This is a genomic window from Candidatus Cloacimonadota bacterium (genome assembly GCA_012522635.1).
Lineage (GTDB): Bacteria > Cloacimonadota > Cloacimonadia > Cloacimonadales > Cloacimonadaceae > Syntrophosphaera.
In genome coordinates this window covers 1-1,763 of the sequence record JAAYKA010000076.1, presented here as the reverse complement: position 1 = coordinate 1,763, position 1,763 = coordinate 1, and the positions used below count along the sequence as shown (strand labels likewise).

Annotated in this window: 2 protein-coding genes; both read left to right on the top strand. The window is 49.3% G+C overall.

Features of this window, described 5'->3' with window-relative positions:
* Window positions 1-179: 179 nt before the first annotated feature.
* Complete coding sequence (gene wrbA / locus GX135_04250) at window positions 180-785, top strand: NAD(P)H:quinone oxidoreductase (GenBank protein NLN85299.1); 606 nt, start codon at window positions 180-182, stop codon at window positions 783-785.
* A 62-nt stretch (window positions 786-847) separates the two neighbouring features.
* On the top strand, window positions 848-1,763 hold a 916-nt coding region (locus tag GX135_04245), incomplete at its 3' end, for a hypothetical protein (protein NLN85298.1).

The window sequence follows — 1,763 nt, the reverse complement described above, 5'->3', positions numbered from 1 at the left end:
TGTCAAGATTTTTCAAAAAAGGAACGCTGATGAAGGGGGAAAATGCGGTTGGCGCGGGGGTTTATTTGTAACACAGGATTTGTTTTACGTTTTCCTGACTTCCTCCCATAACCCGCCAGATTTGACGACACCTCCCTTTTCGTTTAGATTGTTTACAAAACTGAAAATGGAGTTATAAAATGAAAATACTGGTCCTATTCTATTCCGCTTATGGACACATATATGAACTGGCAAAAGCTGTGGCAGAGGGCGCCAAAACTGTTGAGGGCGTGGAGGTTGAGATTAAACAAGTGCCTGAAACTCTCCCACCCGAGATTTTGGAAAAAACCGGCATGAACAAGATGCGTGCGGCTTTCGCGCACATTCCGGAAGCCACAATCCAAGATTTGGAAGAGGCTGACGCCATCATCTTTGGAACGCCCACCCGCTTTGGCAGCATGGCTTCCCAGATGAAGGCTTTTTTGGATGGCACCGGCAGCCTTTGGGCAAAAAACTCGCTCACCGGAAAGGTGGGTTCGGTTTTCACCAGCAGCGGCACCCAACATGGAGGTCAGGAAACCACCATTCTCACCTTCTACCCCGTTTTGCTGCATCATGGCATGATTGTGGCAGGCCTGCCCTACGATTTTAAGGGACAATCCCGCATGGACGAGATTACAGGCTGTTCGCCATATGGAGCCAGCACCATTGCCGGAGCAAAAAACAGCCCCACCGAAAACGAACTTGAAGGAGCGCGTTTCCAGGGCGCCTACGTCGCAGACATCGCGCGCAGGCTGAAAAACTGATTATCGTTGACACAATCCGGGGATTCCCAAAGTTTGGAATGAACAAAAAGGAGTCCCCGAAAATGTGTCAAAATATACGCCTTGCGGCGATTATAGCTGTCTTTTCCCTGTTTTGGGTTGGGCTCGCCGCCCTTTTGGAACCTGCTGAAATCCAGCAACTGCATCAGATGCTGGAAACAGCAGGCTTGGAGGCCTCTTCCCTCTGCTTTGAAAAAGACTGGGATTTAAGCTGTAAATATAAGCTGGATTGGCAATTGCGCCAGTTGCAAAACCCCTGGCAAGCTTTTGAGGATTTGCGGGAATTGGGTGACGCCTGCAAGCTTGAGGAGCCGGAATCTGTTTCCGAGCTGCTTTGTAAACTGGGCGGCATCGCTTTCAATTTGGATGGGGAAATGTTCAGACAAATTTACCCCACTGCCAAATCCATGTATTTGGAGCAGTTACGTTTGCAGGTGCGCAAACCCGCTGATATTTTTGGCTGGCTGGAGCTCTATCTCGATCCCTTGGTAGAGGAAGTTCAATCCGCTTTTGCCGCTTTTTCGCCCCAGGATAAAAATGAGTTGCTCAGTTTTTGGATTTGGCATTTCATTGAAAGCGAGGATGCGGATTTTTATGAAAACTATTGTCAGCAGCAGGGTTTACCGCAATATGAAGAACTGGATCCACCCGCCGTGCGCGAGCTTCCCGAAAAATTGGACCGGCGCAAATTGCTGCGAGCTGGCGTCCGCGGTCTGGCTCTTTCCGACGCGGTGGTGGAACACTCTTCCAGCCTGGAATTTAAGCATAAAAAACCCCTGGTTCGCAAAAGTCGTCACGGTTTGATGGTGATTGGGACTACCGGTCGGGATTTATATCCGCTCAAAGGCCATGAGAATGAACCCATCTGCTTTTTGCTGGATCCTGCCGGAAATGATACCTATGAGGATGGACTGGTTTTTTCCCAGGATTTCAGCCTCTTGATCGATATGGCTGGAAACG

Excerpts from the sequence above, each read along its gene's own strand:
- wrbA (NLN85299.1), top strand. The coding sequence starts at position 180 with ATGAAAATACTGGTCCTATTCTATTCCGCTTATGGACACATATATGAA.